Origin of the sequence: Aquabacterium sp., assembly GCF_049274795.1 — a bacterium.
GTDB lineage: Bacteria > Pseudomonadota > Gammaproteobacteria > Burkholderiales > Burkholderiaceae_C > Aquabacterium.
The window spans coordinates 22,563-38,740 of the sequence record NZ_JBASTH010000122.1; the positions used below are offsets into that span (position 1 = coordinate 22,563).

14 protein-coding genes and 2 tRNA genes are annotated in these 16,178 nt (G+C 67.1%); 6 read left to right on the top strand and 10 right to left on the bottom strand.

Going from position 1 to position 16,178, the window contains the following annotated elements; translation table 11 throughout:
- Window positions 1-3 precede the first annotated feature (3 nt).
- The gene (locus WAQ08_RS21010; protein ID WP_422194617.1) at window positions 4-438 is read right to left on the bottom strand and encodes a DNA polymerase III subunit chi; all 435 of its coding nucleotides are present in this window, start codon (window positions 436-438) and stop codon (window positions 4-6) included.
- A 30-nt stretch (window positions 439-468) separates the two neighbouring features.
- Window positions 469-2,052 (bottom strand): leucyl aminopeptidase, encoded by a 1,584-nt coding sequence (locus tag WAQ08_RS21015; RefSeq protein ID WP_422194465.1) that lies wholly within the window; start codon window positions 2,050-2,052, stop codon window positions 469-471.
- Between the two features lie 43 nt (window positions 2,053-2,095).
- Between WAQ08_RS21015 and lptF the strand changes: the two genes are divergently transcribed.
- The 4 genes from lptF to WAQ08_RS21035 are packed head-to-tail and all read left to right on the top strand — an operon-like array spanning window position 2,096 to window position 5,811.
- Window positions 2,096-3,226 carry an LPS export ABC transporter permease LptF gene (gene lptF, locus WAQ08_RS21020; protein ID WP_422194467.1) on the top strand — a complete coding sequence of 377 codons (1,131 nt, stop codon included), beginning with the start codon at window positions 2,096-2,098 and terminating at the stop codon, window positions 3,224-3,226.
- Window positions 3,223-4,386: an LPS export ABC transporter permease LptG gene (gene lptG / locus WAQ08_RS21025; RefSeq protein ID WP_422194469.1), complete on the top strand. Its 1,164-nt coding sequence runs from the start codon at window positions 3,223-3,225 to the stop codon at window positions 4,384-4,386. The genes lptF and lptG overlap by 4 nt, the downstream gene beginning before the upstream one ends.
- 19 nt (window positions 4,387-4,405) lie before the next feature.
- Complete coding sequence (locus WAQ08_RS21030; protein WP_422194471.1) at window positions 4,406-4,825, top strand: sirohydrochlorin chelatase; 420 nt, start codon at window positions 4,406-4,408, stop codon at window positions 4,823-4,825.
- Window positions 4,822-5,811, top strand: coding sequence for a CysB family HTH-type transcriptional regulator (locus tag WAQ08_RS21035; protein WP_422194473.1), 990 nt, complete (start codon window positions 4,822-4,824; stop codon window positions 5,809-5,811). The genes WAQ08_RS21030 and WAQ08_RS21035 overlap by 4 nt, the downstream gene beginning before the upstream one ends.
- Before the next feature lie 72 nt (window positions 5,812-5,883).
- Here WAQ08_RS21035 and WAQ08_RS21040 read toward each other — a convergent pair whose 3' ends face one another.
- The gene (locus WAQ08_RS21040; RefSeq protein WP_422194475.1) at window positions 5,884-7,806 is read right to left on the bottom strand and encodes a hypothetical protein; all 1,923 of its coding nucleotides are present in this window, start codon (window positions 7,804-7,806) and stop codon (window positions 5,884-5,886) included.
- Between the two features lie 335 nt (window positions 7,807-8,141).
- Here WAQ08_RS21040 and WAQ08_RS21045 point away from each other — a divergent pair, with 335 nt between their 5' ends.
- Window positions 8,142-8,912: an oxepin-CoA hydrolase, alternative type gene (locus WAQ08_RS21045; protein ID WP_422194477.1), complete on the top strand. Its 771-nt coding sequence runs from the start codon at window positions 8,142-8,144 to the stop codon at window positions 8,910-8,912.
- Here WAQ08_RS21045 and WAQ08_RS21050 read toward each other — a convergent pair whose 3' ends face one another.
- From WAQ08_RS21050 to WAQ08_RS21060, 3 genes are all read right to left on the bottom strand, one after another.
- Window positions 8,913-9,572 (bottom strand): hypothetical protein, encoded by a 660-nt coding sequence (locus WAQ08_RS21050; RefSeq protein WP_422194479.1) that lies wholly within the window; start codon window positions 9,570-9,572, stop codon window positions 8,913-8,915.
- 47 nt (window positions 9,573-9,619) lie between these two features.
- Window positions 9,620-9,696, bottom strand: a tRNA-Arg gene (locus WAQ08_RS21055).
- Window positions 9,697-9,709: 13 nt separating this feature from the next.
- Window positions 9,710-12,073 (bottom strand): heavy metal translocating P-type ATPase, encoded by a 2,364-nt coding sequence (locus tag WAQ08_RS21060; protein ID WP_422194481.1) that lies wholly within the window; start codon window positions 12,071-12,073, stop codon window positions 9,710-9,712.
- A gap of 122 nt (window positions 12,074-12,195) precedes the next feature.
- Here WAQ08_RS21060 and WAQ08_RS21065 point away from each other — a divergent pair, with 122 nt between their 5' ends.
- Window positions 12,196-12,414: a heavy-metal-associated domain-containing protein gene (locus WAQ08_RS21065; protein WP_422194483.1), complete on the top strand. Its 219-nt coding sequence runs from the start codon at window positions 12,196-12,198 to the stop codon at window positions 12,412-12,414.
- Window positions 12,415-12,468: 54 nt separating this feature from the next.
- Here the strand turns inward: WAQ08_RS21065 and WAQ08_RS21070 are convergent.
- The 4 genes from WAQ08_RS21070 to pheT form a co-directional block, all read right to left on the bottom strand.
- Window positions 12,469-12,545: transfer RNA gene (locus WAQ08_RS21070), tRNA-Pro, on the bottom strand.
- Between the two features lie 86 nt (window positions 12,546-12,631).
- On the bottom strand, window positions 12,632-13,060 hold the full coding sequence (locus tag WAQ08_RS21075) for a MerR family transcriptional regulator (protein ID WP_422194619.1): 429 nt from the start codon (window positions 13,058-13,060) through the stop codon (window positions 12,632-12,634).
- A gap of 274 nt (window positions 13,061-13,334) precedes the next feature.
- Window positions 13,335-13,697 carry an integration host factor subunit alpha gene (locus tag WAQ08_RS21080; RefSeq protein WP_422194485.1) on the bottom strand — a complete coding sequence of 121 codons (363 nt, stop codon included), beginning with the start codon at window positions 13,695-13,697 and terminating at the stop codon, window positions 13,335-13,337.
- Between the two features lie 23 nt (window positions 13,698-13,720).
- On the bottom strand, window positions 13,721-16,150 hold the full coding sequence (gene pheT, locus WAQ08_RS21085) for a phenylalanine--tRNA ligase subunit beta (RefSeq protein WP_422194487.1): 2,430 nt from the start codon (window positions 16,148-16,150) through the stop codon (window positions 13,721-13,723).
- Window positions 16,151-16,178: the final 28 nt, after the last annotated feature.

Genomic DNA, 16,178 nt, shown 5'->3' on the forward strand with positions numbered 1-16,178 from the left:
GGCTTACTCCTGCGCCAGATGCGCCTTGACTGTCCAGCCCTTGGCCTCGTACTCACGCCAGCGCTGGCGGCCCAGTTGGCGGTCATCCGGCTCGGTGGACACGACATCGAAAAACCGCTCGAAGCGCTCGACGCCCGAAGGAATGGACTGCCCCAGGTTGATCAGCACCTGGAGGCCTTGCGGCGCCTGCTCGGGCGCGTCGGTCAGCCACACGGGCGTGTCCTTCCAGCGGAGTGGCCAAGCCTGACCGGCCCCGGTGCACACATGGGGCAGGAACTCCTGGTCGTCGAACACCCACAGCTGGCGGTCCAGTTGGCGCAGCGTGCCCATGTCGGCGGTGACGACCAGGCGCGCACCGCTGCGATAGGCCTTGCGCAACAGCCGGCAAGCGTAGGCGAGCTTGTCGTCCATGCCGTGATGGAACTCCACCTGCTTCATCGTGCCTTGCACATCCGGAGGCTACGCTGATCAGGCCTTGGCCGCACGGCGGGCGGGGGCCTTGCGCGTGGGCTTGACCACCGTGGCAGCGACGGCGCCCTTGCCTGCAGCCTTTTTGTCGGTGGCCTTGGCCTGCTTGGGCACCAGCGCCCCCTTGCCTTGCTGCGACAGCACGAAGTGCGTCAGCAGCGGCACGGGCCGGCCCGTGCCGCCCTTGGCCGCGCCCGACTTCCAGGCCGTGCCGGCGATGTCCAGGTGGGCCCAGCGGTAGGCCTTGGCGAACTTGCTCAGGAACACGGCGGCCGTGATGGCGCCGCCTGCGCGACCGCCGACGTTGCCCAGATCGGCGAAGTTGCTCTTGAGGGCATCGCCGTATTCGTCGTCCAGTGGCATGCGCCAAGCGGTGTCGCCCGCAGTTTTGCCCGCCTGCTCCAGACTTTGCGCCAGTTCGTCATCGGCCGAGAACAAGCCGCTGTGGATGTGGCCCAGCGCGATCACACAGGCACCCGTCAGCGTGGCGATGTCCACCACCACCGCCGGTTTGAAGCGCTCGGCGTAGGTCAGCGCATCGCACAGGATCAGGCGGCCTTCGGCATCGGTGTTGAGCACTTCGATGGTCTGGCCCGACAGACTGGTGACCACATCGCCCGGCTTGGTGGCCGTGCCGCTGGGCATGTTCTCGCAGGTGGGCACCAGGCCGATCAGGTTGACCTTGGGTTTGAGTTCGGCCACGGCACGGAAGGTGCCCAGCACGCTGGCGGCGCCACCCATGTCGAACTTCATCTCGTCCATCTCGCCGGCCGGCTTGATGGAGATGCCGCCCGTGTCGAAAGTGATGCCCTTGCCCACCAGCACCACCGGCGCCTGGTCCTTGGCAGCGCCGTCATAGCGCAGCACGATGAAGCGTGGCGGCTGGGCCGAACCGTTCGTGACGGACAAGAAGGAGCCCATGCCGATCTTCTCGATGGCGGCACGGTCGAACACCTCGACCTTGATGTGCTTGAAGGCCTTGCCCAGTTGACGGGCCTCATTGGCCAGGCCGGTGGGCGTGCAGTAGTTGCCGGGGCGGTTGCCCAGTTCACGCGCCAGTGTGCTGCCGGCTGCCAGTGCCTGGCCACGGGCCAGGCCTTCGCGGGCAGCCGTAGCCTCGGCGGCCGTGGTGATCAGCGACACCTTCTTGAGCGCAGCCGGCTTGGGCGCGGAAGGCTTGCTCAGGCTGTACACGTAGGTGGCATCGCCAAAAGCGGTGGCCAGCACCTCGGCGTGGGCGGCCGTCACGGCCAGGCCCTGCGCGGTGGCCACGGCGGCATGCGTCAAACGGGCGCCCTTGGCGTGGCCAGCCAGGCGCGCGATGGCGGCCTTGAACTGGCGGGGGGTGTCGCCACCTGCCACGGCCACGGCCAGGCGGGGGGCCTTCAGGCCGGCGGGGCGGTGCACGTACAGGGTCTGGCCGTCTTTCAGCTCCAGATCACCGGCGGACAGGGCCTCGCTCACCAGCGCGTCCAGCGGGGCGCTGCCCGTGCGTGAATGCTCAGGGGTCAACACCACCAGCAGCACGTCGGCCGAAAAACCTGCGAGTTCCGGGCCCGAGCCCACCACGTTGCGATAGTCCATGCTTGCCACGTCCATAATGGACGGATTGAGTTTGATTTGACTGATGTTATTCGATTCCTCTCTCCGCCGAGAACTCTGGCGTGGCTTTGTCGGGACGCTGGTGGTGCTGCTGACCGTGGTGCTGACCATGGTGCTGATCCGCGTGCTGGGCCAGGCGGCCAAGGGCAGCGTGGCGCTGGCCGACGTCAGCTTGCTGCTGGGCTACACCATGATCGCCCAGGTGCCCACCCTGATCACCCTGGCGCTGTTCGTGGCCGTGGTGGCCCTGCTGGCCCGCCTGCACCGCGACAGCGAGATGGTGGTCTGGCAGGCCAGCGGCGTGCGCCTGTCGCGCCTGCTCAAGCCAATCTGGCAGATGGCCTGGCCCGTGCTGGTGGCGCTGGGCGTGCTGCTGCTGGTGGCGCGCCCCTGGGGGCAGCAGCAGACCCAGGTGCTCAAGGACCGCTTCGAGCGCCGCTCAGACATCGCCCGCGTGGCACCCGGCCAGTTCCAGAGCTCGGCTGATGGCAAGCGCGTGTTCTTCATCGACAGCCGCAGTGATGGCGAGCGCACCGGCAAGAACGTGTTCATCGTGCTCAGCGAGGGCGACACCGAAGCCGTGGTCAGCGCTCGCGAGGGGCAGATCGAAACCATCGGCGCCCAGCGCTACCTCAACCTGCGCCAGGGCGAGCGTGTCGAGACCAAGCTGTCCACCGGCGAGAAAACCCGCTCGCGCTTCGAGCAGGCCCAGATTCTGGTGGGTGATGCCCCGGTGGGCAATGCCGGCGAACTGGGCGCTCGCGGCACCCCTACCGTGGAGCTGTTCAACAGCACCAACCGCGAGATGCAGGCAGAGCTGGTCTGGCGCCTGGGCACCCTGTGGTCGGCGGCCAACCTGGTGCTGATCGCGCTGGCCTCCGTCAACACCCAGGTGCGGCGCGGCAATGCCTGGAGCATGGTCTGGGCCCTGCTGGTGTTCGTGGCGTACTACAACGTGCTCACGCTCACGCAGGCCTGGGTCACATCGGGCAAGCTCAGCAGCGCCGCCGGCCTGTTCGGCATCCATGGCGCGATCACCCTGGGCGCGCTGGCCACGCTGTGGTGGCGTGATGGCGCCTGGCGCAAACCGGGTGATGGCGATGCGGACGAGCCCTCACCGCCTGCCTCGTCGGCCGCACAAGGAGCCGGCGCATGAAGACCGTCCGCCGCTTGCTCTACCGACAGATCCTGTCGTCGGTGCTGTTCGTCACGCTGGCCTTCCTGGCGCTGTTCTTCTTCATCGACCTGGTCGATGAGCTGCAGGACATCGGCCGCAATGGCTACACCCTGACCGACGCGCTGTGGACCTGCATCCTCGCCTTGCCCGGCCACGTCTACGACGTGTTCCCGATCACGCTGCTGATCGGCACCATCATGGCCTTGTCGCAACTGGCGCAGAGTTCGGAGTACACCATCCTGCGCACCAGCGGCCTGGGCCCGGCGCGCGCGCTCACGCTGCTGGCCGCCCTGGGCGTGGGCAGCGCGCTGATGCTGTTCGCGATCGGCGATTTCGTCACCCCCTGGACGCGGCAGCTCACCTCATTGAACTCTTCTGATTTCCGCAAGGGCCAGGCGCTGAATCTGGGCCGCGGGGGCGCCTGGTTGCGCGAAAGCAGCGGGCCAGAGACACCCGAGGGGCACCAACTCACCGTCAACGTGGGCTCGGCCACCGGCGAATCCAGCTTCAAGAACGTGCGCATCTTCGAGTTCGATGGCCAAGGCCGCATGGTGCGCCGCATCATCGCGCAAGAGGCCGACATCTCGCACGCGGCCCAGGGCTCCGGTGGCGCCTCGCTGTGGACCTTGCGCGGCGTGACCGACACGCACTGGGCCTCGGCCGCCAAGGTCACCCCCGAGCAGGAGACCACGGGCCAGTCCCTGGTGACCGAACAACGCCTGGACAAGCTCGACTGGATCAGCCAGATGACACCGCAGGTGGTGGCCGCCTCGGTGCTGCCCATCGACACCATGTCCACCGTGGCGCTGTGGCGCTACACGCACCACCTGGCCCGCAACGCCCAGGCCGCGCAGAAGTACGAGCTGCAGTTCTGGAAAAAGGCCTTCTCGCCCCTGACCTGCCTGGTGATGGTGGCGCTGGCCCTGCCCTTCGCCTACCTGCAATCGCGCAGCGGCGGCATGAACCTCAAGGTGTTCGGCGGGGTGATGCTGGGCATCAGCTTCGTGCTGGTCAACCACATCACCAGCCACCTGGGCCTGCTGCATGAGTGGCGCCCCTGGCTGGCCGCCTCCGCGCCCAGCCTGGCCTACCTGCTGCTGTCGCTGTCGGCCTTCATCTGGCTGGTGCGCAACCGTTGACACCCGAAAGGCCTGCCCCATGACCCACGGCCTGCTGCTCTTCGCCCATGGCGCCAGGGATGCGGCCTGGGCCATCCCCTTCGAGCAGGCCCGCGCGCAGTTGCAGGCCCAGCATGGCCCTGGCGTGCCCATGGCCCTCGCCTTTCTGGAGTTCATGAGCCCGACGCTGCAGGAAGCCGGTGATCAACTGGCCGCGCAAGGCTGCAGCCGCATCACCGTGGTGCCCCTGTTCCTGGGCGCGGGCGGACACGTGCGCAAGGATTTGCCGGTACTGATGGCGCAGATGCAGCAGCAGCACCCGCACATCACCTGGCACCTGGCACCGGCCGTGGGCGAGACACGCACGGTGGTCAACGCCCTGGCCGACGCGGCCTGGCAACTGGCGCAAGCCGGCCTGGACGCATCCCCAGCACAACCGACCGACGGAGACGCCGCATGAACCTGCACCAGTTCCGCTTCGTCTGGGAGGCCGCCCGGCGCAACCTGAACCTCACGGAAACCGCCAAGGCCCTGCACACCTCGCAGCCCGGCATCTCCAAGGCCATCCTGGAGCTGGAGGAAGAGCTGGGCGTGGACATCTTCGTGCGGCACGGCAAACGCCTCAAGCGCATCACCGAGCCTGGCGAGAAGGTGCTCCAGTCCATCGACGTGATCCTGCGCGAGGTGAGCAACCTCAAGCGCATCGGCGCCGAGTACGCACTGCAGGATGCCGGTACGTTTTCCATCGCCACCACGCACACGCAGGCGCGTTATGCCCTGCCAGAGCCCGTGGCCGCGCTGCGCAAGCGCTTTCCCAAGGTGTCCGTCAGCCTGCACCAGGGCAACCCGGAGCAGGTAGCCCGCATGGTGCTGGACGACGTCGCGGACGTGGGCCTGGCCACCGAATCACTGGCCAACTACGACGAACTGGTGACGTTGCCGCTGTATGAATGGCAGCACGTGGCCCTGATGCGCCACGACCACCCCCTGGCCGAGGCACCCCGCCTGACGCTGGAGCAACTGGCGGCTGAGCCGCTGATCAGCTACCACCCTTCGTTCGCCGGCCGCTCGCGCATCGACAAGGCCTTCGCGCAGCGGGGCCTGACACCCCATGTGGTGCTGGAAGCCATCGACGCCGACATCATCAAGACCTACACCCGGCTGGGCCTGGGCATCGGCCTGGTGGCCGACATGGTGGTCAAGGATGACCCCCTGTTCGGCCCGGGGGGCGAGCTGACCTGGCGGCCCGTGGGCCACCTGTTCGGCAGCAACGTGGCCCGTATCGCCTTCAAGCGGGGCAGCTACCTGCGGCAGTTCGTGCTGACCTTCACTGAACTGCTGTCCGAACGGCTCAACAAGCAGCTGATCCTGCAGGCGCTGCAGAGCGCAGGCAACAGCACCACCGGGCCGGGTGCACAGACCACCGACAGCGATCAGGCCCTCTAAGGCTCCCGAAACAAATCAGACCCTCCGGAGAGGGCCTGACTGACGCAACGTGCAGCAAGGTGTGGTCGAGGATCAGCCCTTGTTCTGGGGCAGGTCCACGTGCTCGAAGTCGATGCTGTTGCCGGTACCGCCCTGAGGCTTGTCCTTGTCGGCATCCCCCATGTCCACCCGGGCACCACCATCGTCATCGGCCGGCGCGGGGTCATCCAGCGACAGGTCCAGGCTCAAGCTGGGCGTCACCTCTGGCAGGGCCTTGACCGGGCGCGTAGCCATGAGGGGCTGCAGCATGGTGGGCGGGCTGATGTCATCGGCATCCTCGTCCCCGCCACCTTGAACCGGCAGCAGCAGGTCCACGGGGGTACGGTCCTGGGCTTCACGTTCGGACAGATCCCGGGCCACGCCGTAGAGGAACAGCAGTTCACGGTAGGCCGGCAGATCGAAGGTTTCTGCACTGCCATCGGCACGGGTGAGCGACACCTCCAGCACATCCATGGCCTTGGCGGGCACGGACCACAGGTTCTGCAGGCGGTCGATCACACCGGGGTAATCTTCCAGGGCATGGCCGTGCTGCAGATCGGACTCCCACGACGGAGCATAGGCGTTGAAGCGACCGTTGAAGGCCTCGCGCACACGCTCGTAGTCGTCGCGGCGGTCCAGGCGCTGGTAGATCTCCAGCAGCTTCAGATGTGGCAAGGGGCTGGCGCCGGCCGTGCTCTGCACATGGCCTTCGAGCAGCTCGATCGCGGCGTCGTCCTGCCCCAGCACCACGAAGAATTCGGCCTGCTGCTCCAGGTCGATCAGCTCCTCGACCGTGATCTCGCGGGCCTCTTGCGCGGCCGGCTTGATCAGCATGGCGCGGCTGCTGGTGGTCGATTCGTTCGCCGTGGCGGGGGCCGCCACAGAGGCTGCAGCGGCTGCCACAGGCGCGGCGGTATCGGCCAGCAGTGCACTCGGCGGCGTGGCCTTCGGGCGCACCGGCATGAACTCGGCCGCCGTGCGGGCGATCGCGGGCTCGGCCATTGACGGCGCCGGCTCTACGGCAGCAGCATCGCCACCTTGGGGGGCGCCGCCATCACCGGGTTCACCCTGCCACCAGGACTGTGCTGCCTCAGCCGGCTGGCTGCGCCGGCGCATGGCCAACCAGGCCACGGCAGCGCCCAGCAGCACTACCAGAGCCACCAGCGCATACACCAGGGGGTGGCGCAAGCGCTGGTCTTCGGCCTCACGCACGCGAGCCTCCATGGCGGCCACACGGCTCTGGGCACCGTTGGACTCCTGCTGCAGGTGCGCCAGGCGCTGCTCGAGCTCCTGCATGCGCTGGCGGTCACGCGCCAGTTGCTCCGGCGATGAGTTCATCGCGGCCCACAGCGCCGCAGCCGCAGCCCGACGCGCCTTGACTTCCGGCGCATCGATGTCCGCGGCGATCCCGCTCATGGCGGAGGTCATCATCAGGTTGGGAATGACCAGGGCATCGGCCTCGGCCGGATCGAGCACCAGGCGCGAGGTCTCGCGCCTGGGCTGCTCACTCACGGCCGCCTTGGCGGGCGTGCCGGAGCGCCGATCCGGGCTCACCTTGACCGGTGCCGTGGCACTGGCCAGGTTGGTGGCGGGGCCTTCCGTGATCACGCCACCGTTGGCGGCGTCCCGGGGTTTGCGGGCCACTGGCGCCTTGGCCGGCCGGGGCATTGTGCCGCCCGTGCGCGCCGCACGCGTCGACGAAGCCGCACGCTCGCCCACGGCACCCGATGGCGCAGCGGCCAGCGGTGCACCATCGCCAACAACAGGAGACGACACCCCACGCACGTTGTCCGCCACTGCGCTGTCAGCGCCAATGGCCAGACCGGGTGGATCGGCAAAGGCCACGAACTTGCGGGTGATCTTGGCCTTGCAACCAGCGCCCAGGTAAACGGTCACCACCGGTTCGTTGATCAGCGACGTGGTCACCACGCGCACAGCGCGCTGCAAGCCTTCGCCAGGCAGCACGGTAGCCTTCACGGACAGTGAAGTCTGCTTGTCATCCCCAAAATAAACGTCGGCTGCCACGCACTCATCAGCGATGACTTCGCCCGCCTCCAGATGGAGCGGAACGGTCAGGCTGAGTGTCTCCCCCAGTACTGCCCGACTGGTGGGCCTCCCGAATCCCAGCGAGAACGCTGATTCGCACAAGCTCACCACCGAGAGACCTACGACAATGGCCGCCGATACTCCTTTGAATTTCATCATATCGGTGCGGTTTTCTGCCAAGTTTTCACTCTAGCACGTCAAGTTACCCGTCTTTCTGATCATAAGCCCCCATTCACATCGAGAAACAGTAACAACCAGATCCAGCCATGACAACTGAATTACTGACCGAACGCCGGGACGCCGTCCTGGTCATGACCTTGTCCGGCCCCGCCACCCGCAACACCCTGTCGCCACAGGTGTATGCGGCCGGTATCGAATCCCTGAACATGGCGGAATCCGACCCGAGCGTGGCCGCCGTGATCGTGACAGGCGCCGGCGGCCATTTCTGCGGTGGGGGAGATTTACAACGTTTGTCGCATAACCGCCAGCAGGATCCGAGCCAGCAAGCGGCCAACATTGATGCGTTTCACCAGTGGATCGAGGCTCTGCGCGCCTTTCCCAAGCCCGTGATCGCGGCGGTGGAAGGCGTGGCGGCGGGCGGCGGGCTGTCGGTGACGCTGGCCTGCGACCTGATCGTCGCGGCCGACAACGCGCGCTTCGTGAGCGCCTACAGCAAGGTGGGTCTGTCGACGGACGGCGGCGCCAGCTGGCACCTGGCGCGGCAGTTGCCCCGCGGCGTGGCGCTGCAATGGCTGTGGACCGGCGGCGATGCCACCACCCAGCAGATGCAGCAGTGGGGGCTGGTGCACCAGATCGAGCCGGCTGGCACGGTGCTGACCGCAGCCCTGGCCCTGGCCGACACGCTGGCCAAGACCCCGGCCAATGTGCTGGCCAGCCTCAAGGAGCTGGTCAACGATGCGCCGCAAGCGCCGCTCAGCGAGCACCTGGCCGCCGAGAAGCGGCACTTCCTGGTGAACCTGATGCGCCCAGAGGCCGGCGAGGCCATCGCGCGCTTCCTGCAGCGCAAGAAAGGCTGATCAGACGGCGTCGACCAGCTTGCGCGCCGCCAGATCGAACAGGGCGGACACCAGGCGCAACTGGTTGACCTCGATGTCGTCACCCGACATGCGGACGGTCAGGATGCCGCGGTTGACGGTCATCACGGCCACCAGGGCATCCGTCCACCAGGCGGCGGCTGCGGATTCCAGCGCCGCGGCGAACTCCGGATCCAGCCACAGCTTGGCGATGCCCTCGGCGTTGGAGAGCATCAGGAAGCGCCGATGCAGCACCGGGTGCTCGGACAGCGGCACCTTGGCATGCATGGCCAGCCAGCGCATCTCTTCGGGCAGCGTGTTGTCCACCCGGGTCTGCATGGCATCGGTGAAGCGCTGGAATACGTCTGTCTCAAGCGAGTGCGCGAGCACCTTGGTCAGGAACAGGATCTGCACATCGGCCGGCACCCCGGCATCGAAGCGGAAACGCAACTCGTGCCCCGTGAAATAAGGGCGTTGCGCCGGCCCCCATTCGATGCGCCAGCCCGCGGTCGTGTCCACGACGACACCGCCGGACTGCCCCGACACGGTCTTGAGCTTGTGGCCTTCGGCCTTGGCCCAGGTGGCCAGCACTTGCTGCTGGTCAGCACCTTTTGCCGGAGACTGGCCGGCGCCGATCAATCGCTTGAGTGCGTCCAACATCATCCACGGACCTCGTTCTGATCGCACGCCTGATTGCCCGGCGTGCACGATGGCCTGCCAGGAGGGAGTCGAACCCCCGACCGCCTGCTTAGAAGGCAGGTGCTCTATCCAACTGAGCTACTGGCAGTGATCGGGCGAGTTTAATGGCTTTGCACCGCCTCGGGGCGCGAACCCTTCGCATGCCATCGCGACAACAACAGGGCATTGCCCACCACACTCACGGAACTGAAGGCCATGGCCGCGCCCGCCAGCATGGGGCTGAGGCCACCGGCCATGGCCAGCGGGATGCCGATCACGTTGTAGCCGAAGGCCCAGAACAGGTTCTGGCGGATCTTGGCCGAAGTGCGGCGCGAGATGTCGATGGCCGCGGGCACCAGGGCCGGATCGCCCCGCATCAGCGTGACCCCGGCCGCATGCAGGGCGACATCGGTGGCGCCATGCGGGTTGGCCATGGCCATGCCCACGTCCGCCGCGGCCAGTGCCGGCGCATCGTTGATGCCATCACCCACCATGGCGACCACGCGCGGGTGGCCATCACGGCCGGACTTCAACGCGCGCACCTGCTCAGCCTTGTCGGCGGGCAACACCTCGGCCACCACCTTGCCGATGCCCAGCGCCCGGCCCACGGCCTCGGCCGCGCCACGGTTATCGCCAGAGATCATCACGGTCTCGATGCCCAGCGCATGGAGTTGCGCCACGGCCTGTGCCGATTGCGGCTTGAGCTCGTCGCCAAATCCCAACAGGGCGACCACCTGCCATTGGACGTCTTCGCCATTCAGGGAGGCTCCTACGTCATGCGCGGGCCCGGCCATCAGCCACGAGACGGATGAGCCGCCGGCCGCCAGAGACGATGCCTTGGCCGCCAGATCAGCCGGCCGCGCCGACACCGGCACCAGCGATTCCATCCAGCGCGTGCTGCCCAACCGCCACGCCAGCCCCGACCATGCAGCGGGCAAGGCATCGCCCGCCACCACCGCCTGCAGGCCACGCCCAAGCACCGCCTGCACTGCCGTGGCCTGCACACCATCCATGCCCTGCGTGCAGGCCACCACCACCGCCCTGGCCAAGGGGTGCTCGCTGCCCGATTGCATGGCAGCCGCCACCTGCAGCGCCTGATCCGGCGCCAGCCCCCGGCCATCCGCCACCTGCCAGTGCGTCAGGCGCGGCTGGCCAACGGTGAGCGTGCCTGTCTTGTCGAACGCAACAACCGCGATCTTGTGGGCCGCTTCCAGCGCCTCCGGATCCTTGATGAGGATGCCGTGGCGCGCCGCCGCCCCCGTGCCGGCCATCAGGGCCGCTGGCGTGGCCAAGCCCAAGGCGCAAGGACACGCGATGACCAGCACCGCCACCGCCCGCACCAGGGATTGCTCCAAGCCCAGCCCCCAGGCCCACCAGCCCAGCCCGGTGAGTACCGCCAGCAGCAAGACCGTGGGCACGAAGATGGCCGACACCTTGTCCACCACACGCTGGATAGGCGCCTTGCCCGCCTGGGCCTCGACAACGCTGCGGATGATGCCCGACAGCACCGTCTGCCTGCCCACCGCCGACACCCGCATCAGCAGGCGCCCGTCGCCATTGATGGCACCGCCGGTCAGGCGCTCGCCCTCCCCTTTGGCGATGGGCAGAGGCTCACCGGTGAGCATGGATTCATCGACATGGCTGTGGCCTTCGGTGACGACACCGTCGCTGGGCACTCGCTCACCCGGGCGCACCACCAGGATGTCGCCAACCACCACCTGGCGCAGCGGCACACTCACCTCGCCTTGAGGACCCAGGCGCAGCACCGTGTCCGGCCGCAGCGACTGCAAGGCCCGGATCGCCGCCGTGGTCTGGCGCTTGGCCCGCGCCTCCAGCGCCTTGCCCAGCAGGACCAGGGTGATCACCACCGCGGCAGATTCGAAATACAGATCCGGCATGCCAGCGTGCGGCCCATGCCCCTGCTCTGCAGTGCGCTCATGCGTCCACCACAGCCAGCATGACAAGGCCCAGGCGGCCGTGGTGCCCAGTGCCACCAACTGATCCATGTTGCCGCTGCGGTCCTTCAAGGCCGCCCAGGCTGCCCGGTAGAAGCGTGCGCCCAGGATGAACTGCACCGGCGTGGCCAGCGCGAACTGCACCCAGGCGGGCCAGAAGTGGTGGTTGCCCCACAGCATCGGCAGCACCAGAGGCACGCTGGCCACCAGCCCCAGGGTCACGGCGCCCCAGACATCCCACCAACTCTGCGATTCATCCGCCAAGGGCGCATCGGCCGCCTGCACATGAGCCTCGTAGCCTGCGTGTGCCACGGCCTCGACCAGGGCGCTGTCAGCCGGGTGATCCGCCCCGGCGGCCCACTGCACGGAGGCGGTTTCGGTCGCGAAATTCACGTTGGCCGAGGCCACGCCCGGCACCTTGCGCAGCGCGCGTTCCACACGGTTGACGCAGGCCGCGCAGGTCATGCCGCGCACCGCGAGTTGCAAGGGCTCTTCAAGCGCGTGGAGCACGCCTGCTGCTGCGTCACTCATGTTCTCTATCCTTGCGGACCATCCCGTGATGGCCATGGCGCCAGTATTGACCTTTCCATGATGTCAAGGTCAATACTTCGTGGCCTGCCCCTGATCAGGGCGCTTCAAGGAAAGGAACCATCATGAGCACCACCACCCCGCAAACGCTGCAGTTGAGCGTGAAGGGCATGAGCTGCCAGCACTGCGTCAAATCCGTGACCAACGCCGTGCAGGCACTGGATCCACAGGCCACGGTGCAGGTCGATCTGGCACAGGGCCGCGTCAGCGTGAACTCGGTGCTGACGGCTGATGCCGTGACCAAGGCCATCAGCGAAGAAGGCTACGAGGCACAGGCGGCCTGAGCCCAGAAACACGAAAGGGTCAGCAGATTTCTCTGCTGACCCTCGTGATTCTCTTGGTCGGGGCGGCGGGATTCGAACTCGCGACCCCTTGCACCCCATGCAAGTGCGCTACCAGGCTGCGCTACGCCCCGACGAAGACTTAGACTATAGCACGGTTTGAAGGGGCTTTTGAAGCCATGCAATTTTTTTGCGCCACACGCTCAACAGCACGCGCGTGTCAACTCAGCAAGTCGCGGATGGACAACAAGGCCTCACGCAACTCGGCGGCGGCCTGTGGGTGGCTATGTGCCAGGGCCATCAGGTCAGGGCCTGTCCAGGCCACGTCAGGCGCCAAGGCCACCTTGCCGGATGCCTCCTCGGCATCGACATCAGTTGCCGCCTGAGCGGTTGCCGGCGCATGATCGTGCAGTTGGTTGCGCGCACCACTGATGGTGAAGCCCTGCTCATAGAGCAGTTCACGGATGCGGCGGATCAGCAGCACCTCATGGTGCTGGTAATAGCGGCGGTTGCCGCGCCGCTTCATGGGGCGCAGTTGCGTGAACTCCTGCTCCCAGTAGCGCAGCACGTAAGGCTTCACGCCACAGAGCTCGCTGACCTCACCGATGGTGAAGTAGCGCTTGGCGGGAATGGGCGGCAGGCTGCTCACAGGCGCCACGGCGCCGGTAGGCACACGCACCTCGGTGCGGGCCTCGGCCCTGCCCTCAGAACGACCTTCCGCACGCCCCTCCGCGCGAGACGCCCCCTTGGCCTCCGTGCGGGCCAGGGCGCGTGATGTGGCGCCACGCGGCTGCGCAGCCCCCGGTGTCGTGGACACGGGCGATTCCGAACGCGGCGATGATTCTTGCTCTGTGCGTTCCATGGCTTGGAGGAGTGTAAAAAATCCCTGGGCCATCAGTGTGATGGGCCAGGGGCTTCAGACTTTACTCCAAGTCGTCGTCGCTGGGAACATCCCCCTGCACCATGCCTTTGAGTTTCTGGCTGGCGTGGAAGGTCACCACTTGGCGGGCCTTGATGGGGATGGCCTCGCCGGTACGGGGGTTGCGGCCCGGCCGCGGGGCCTTCTGGCGGATCTGGAAGTTTCCGAATCCGGACAGCTTCACATCCTTGCCGTCCACCAGCGACTCATGGAGCAGCTCGAAAAAGGCCTCCACCATGTCCTTGGACTCGCGTTTGTTCAGCCCCAGGCGCTCGAACAGCATGTCCGAGAGTTCGGCCTTGGTCAGCGTGGGCGTCTCCAACGTGGCTGGCAGCAGTACCGTCAGGTCGCGGATCTTGTCGTTCATGTCTCCTGGCCCTCCCCCGGCCGTCAGGCACGCACGCGTGCGCCCACACCTTGCGACAAGGCATCGATCACCGCGGCCATGGCCGCTTCAATGCGTTCGTCGGTCAGCGTCTGCTCATCATCGCGCAGTTCCACGCGCACGGCGAGGCTGCGTTCATTGTCGGCGATGCCGGCCACCGGCGTCTTGGGCTTGTAGATGTCGAACAGGCGGGCGCCACGCACCAGGCCATCGGTCTTGGCCTGCACGATGGCGCCGATCAGCGACTCGTACGTGGTGGCGTCGTTCACCACCAGGGCCAGGTCGCGGTAGACCGACTGCATCTTGGGCACGCTGGTGAAGGCGGGCACGACGCGGGTAGCCAGGGCTTGCGCGTCCAGCTCGAACAGCACGGGGGCCTGCGGCAGGTCATAGGCCTGGCGCCACTTGGGGTGCAACTCGCCGATGAAACCGACGGCCTGGCCGTCCAGCTCCACACGGGCACAGCGGCCGGGGTGGAAAGCCGGATGCTCGGCGGCCACAAAACGCGGCTGACGCGGCGCCAGCAAGGTCTCGACATCGCCCTTCACATCGAAGAAATCGACAGCGCGCGAAGCGGTGCCCCACTGCGCCGCATCAGCGGGGCCATAGGCCAGGCCGCTCACACGGACGGGCTGATCGAAACCCGCAACCGTCTGATCACCATCCTGCACGGAGGCATCGCGCTTGAACACACGACCGATCTCGAACACGCGCACGCGGTCGGCCTTGCGCGACAGGTTCAGGCGCAGCACCTCGACCAGGCTGCCGATCAGGCTGGAGCGCATCACGGCCAGCGGGCTGGCGATCGGGTTGAGCACGCGGATCGGGTCGGCATTGCCGGCCAGCTCGCGCTCCCAGCGCTCCTCGACGAAGCTGAAGGTGATCGCCTCTTGGTAGCCACGCGCGGCCACGGCACGGCGCACGGCGTACAGGCCGCGCTGGCGCTCGGGACGCACCTGGCTGGTCACCGGGGCCTTGGGCGCACGCTTGGGCAGCTTGTCGAAGCCGATCACGCGCACCACTTCTTCGATCAGGTCCTCTTCGATCTGGATGTCGAAGCGCCAGCTCGGCGGGTTCACGATCAGGTTGGTGTCGTGCTTGAGCGCCTGCGTGGTGTAGTGCAGGCCCAAGTGATGGAACACGGTCTGGCAATCGACCAGCGACACGTCCATGCCGATCACGCGCTGGGCACGCAACAGGCGCATGGTCACGGGCTTGCGCTCGGGCAGTTGCAGATGCTGGTCATCCAGCGGGCCGGCCTGGCCGCCGCAGATGTCCAGGATCAGCTGCGTGATGCGCTCGAGGTACTGGGCCGTGGGCGCCGGGTCCACACCGCGCTCGTAGCGGTGCGAGGCATCGGTCGAGAAGTTGTAGCGGCGTGCGCGGCCGGCGATGGCCTTGGGCCACCAGAAGGCGGCTTCCAGGTAGATGTTGCGCGTGTCGTCGCCCACCGAGGTGGCGTCGCCACCCATGATGCCGGCCAGCGATTCGACCTGCGAGTCATCGGCGATCACGCCGACCTGCTCGTCCAGCGTGATGGTCTGGCCGTTGAGCAGCTTGAGCGTTTCACCGGCGCGGCCCCAGCGCACCGTCAGTCCGCCGTGGATCTTGTCCAGGTCGAACACATGCGAGGGCTGGCCCAGCTCGAACATCACGTAGTTGGAGATGTCGACCAGGGCGGACACGGAGCGCTGGCCGCAACGGGCCAAGCGCTCGATCATCCAGTCAGGTGTCGCGGCTTGAGGGTTCACGCCACGGATCACGCGGCCACCGAAACGGCCGCACAAGTCCTGCGCCTGCACCGACACCTTCAGCGCATCGTCAATCGAAGGCTTGACGGGGGCGATGGTAGGCAGCACCAGCGGCGCACCGGTCAGTGCCGACACTTCGCGGGCGATGCCGGCCACGCTCAGGCAGTGTGCCAGGTTCGGCGTGAGCTTGAGCGTGAACAGCGTGTCGTCCAGCTTGAGGTGCGTGCGGATGCTCTCGCCCACGGGCGCGTCATCGGCCAAGATGTGCAGGCCGTTGGACTCTTCCGAGACACCCAGCTCGCGCGCCGAGCACAGCATGCCCTGGCTCTCCACACCACGCAGCTTGCCCAGCTTGATCTTGAAAGGCTTGCCATCGGCGCCCGGGGGCAGCTCGGCGCCCACGGTGGCGCAAGGCACCTTGATGCCGGGGCGCACATTGGGCGCGCCGCACACGATCTGCAGCACCGTGCCGGTGCCCGCGTCCACCTTGCAGACGTTCAGGCGGTCGGCATCGGGGTGGCGGGCCACCTCCAGCACCTGCGCCACGACCACGCCGGTGAAGGGCGGGGCCACGGGCTCCAGCTCCTCCACCTCCAGGCCGGCCATGGTCAGCAGGTTGGCCAGTTGCTGGGTGTCGAGGTCGGGGTTGCAGAAGCTGCGCAGCCAGGACTCGGGGAATTGCATGGGATCCTCGGGAATCTCTTAAAAACGG

What these genes read in the sequence shown, in the direction of transcription:
- WAQ08_RS21015 (WP_422194465.1), bottom strand. Translation starts at nt 2,052, where the DNA reads ATGGACTATCGCAACGTGGTGGGCTCGGGCCCGGAACTCGCAGGTTTT.
- WAQ08_RS21080 (WP_422194485.1), bottom strand. Translation starts at nt 13,697, where the DNA reads ATGAACGACAAGATCCGCGACCTGACGGTACTGCTGCCAGCCACGTTG.
- WAQ08_RS21065 (WP_422194483.1), top strand. Translation starts at nt 12,196, where the DNA reads ATGAGCACCACCACCCCGCAAACGCTGCAGTTGAGCGTGAAGGGCATG.
- pheT (WP_422194487.1), bottom strand. Translation starts at nt 16,150, where the DNA reads ATGCAATTCCCCGAGTCCTGGCTGCGCAGCTTCTGCAACCCCGACCTC.
- WAQ08_RS21050 (WP_422194479.1), bottom strand. Translation starts at nt 9,572, where the DNA reads ATGATGTTGGACGCACTCAAGCGATTGATCGGCGCCGGCCAGTCTCCG.
- WAQ08_RS21035 (WP_422194473.1), top strand. Translation starts at nt 4,822, where the DNA reads ATGAACCTGCACCAGTTCCGCTTCGTCTGGGAGGCCGCCCGGCGCAAC.
- WAQ08_RS21010 (WP_422194617.1), bottom strand. Translation starts at nt 438, where the DNA reads ATGAAGCAGGTGGAGTTCCATCACGGCATGGACGACAAGCTCGCCTAC.
- WAQ08_RS21045 (WP_422194477.1), top strand. Translation starts at nt 8,142, where the DNA reads ATGACAACTGAATTACTGACCGAACGCCGGGACGCCGTCCTGGTCATG.
- WAQ08_RS21060 (WP_422194481.1), bottom strand. Translation starts at nt 12,073, where the DNA reads ATGAGTGACGCAGCAGCAGGCGTGCTCCACGCGCTTGAAGAGCCCTTG.
- lptG (WP_422194469.1), top strand. Translation starts at nt 3,223, where the DNA reads ATGAAGACCGTCCGCCGCTTGCTCTACCGACAGATCCTGTCGTCGGTG.
- WAQ08_RS21030 (WP_422194471.1), top strand. Translation starts at nt 4,406, where the DNA reads ATGACCCACGGCCTGCTGCTCTTCGCCCATGGCGCCAGGGATGCGGCC.
- lptF (WP_422194467.1), top strand. Translation starts at nt 2,096, where the DNA reads ATGTTATTCGATTCCTCTCTCCGCCGAGAACTCTGGCGTGGCTTTGTC.